Here is a 1,012-nt window from a genome sequence, read left to right on the forward strand (position 1 = left end):
CGCGTCGCGAATTGGTGGTCGATTTCGCGGAGGACGTTCCGGTCATCCTCCTCGGACAATAGGTAGACGAAAAAATCGCGGTGATTCTGTATCTCCTCACAGGAGGATTACCGGGCTAGCGTTCACGAACTGTCACGCCATCTCGGCGTGGCGTTCGGCTATGTCTTGGAGATTCACATGTCACGCTCGCGCACCAGAAGATTCCTCGCTGCCTTCGCAGTGGCCGCCGTCGCAGTCGGAACCGTCGCAGCGTGCTCGAGCGACAACTCCTCCGACGAGAACGCACCCCTTCGCATCGTCGCTTCTTCTGTTCCGCATGCCGAGATCCTGAAGTTCGTCGAAGAAAATGGCCTGCTCGGCGACACCAAGATCGAGGTCAGCGAGATCACCGGCGATCTCGACGCCAACGAGGTGCTCGAAGCCGGAGACACCGACGCCAACTTCTTCCAGCACGTGCCGTACCAGGAATCGTGGTCGAAGGAAAAGGGTGTCGACGACCTGGTCGCCGTGGCGAAGGTCCACGTCGAGCCCCTCGGTGCATATTCCAAGAAGGTCACCAACGTGGCCGACCTACGCCAGGGCGCAACGGTCGCTTTGTCCAACAACGTGACGAACTTCGCCCGTGGGTTGTACCTGTTGCAGCAGGCCGGATTGATCAAGCTCGATCAGCAGTTGGGTGCCCCCGGCACCGACATCACCCAGATCAGCGAGAAGAACATCATCGACAACCCCAAGGGGCTCACGTTCACCCAGGTCGATCCCCCGCAGCTTCCGCGCACGCTCGATGACGGAAACGTCGATCTCGCAATCATCAACGGCAACTACGCAATCGAAGGCGGGCTCAATCCGGCCAAGGACGCACTGGTGCTCGAGAAGGCCGAAGGCAACCCGTACGCCAACGTCCTGACGGTTCGTACCTCCCTCGAAAACGATGCGCGAGTGCAGAAGTTGGCTGAGCCCTTGTCGACGGCCTTCTGGAGGCGGGCGATGGCCGCGTCGTAGTCGTCGGCGG

The 1,012-nt window shown here is 60.6% G+C and carries 1 protein-coding gene; it reads left to right on the top strand.

The window, feature by feature from the left end; translation table 11 throughout:
* The first annotated feature begins 147 nt into the window (after positions 1-147).
* On the top strand, positions 148-1,002 hold the full coding sequence (locus ABT116_RS50485) for a MetQ/NlpA family ABC transporter substrate-binding protein (RefSeq protein WP_351648615.1): 855 nt from the start codon (positions 148-150) through the stop codon (positions 1,000-1,002).
* Positions 1,003-1,012 lie beyond the last annotated feature (10 nt).

It is taken from the genome of Streptomyces sp. NPDC002130 (assembly GCF_040296465.1).
Lineage (GTDB): Bacteria > Actinomycetota > Actinomycetes > Streptomycetales > Streptomycetaceae > Streptomyces.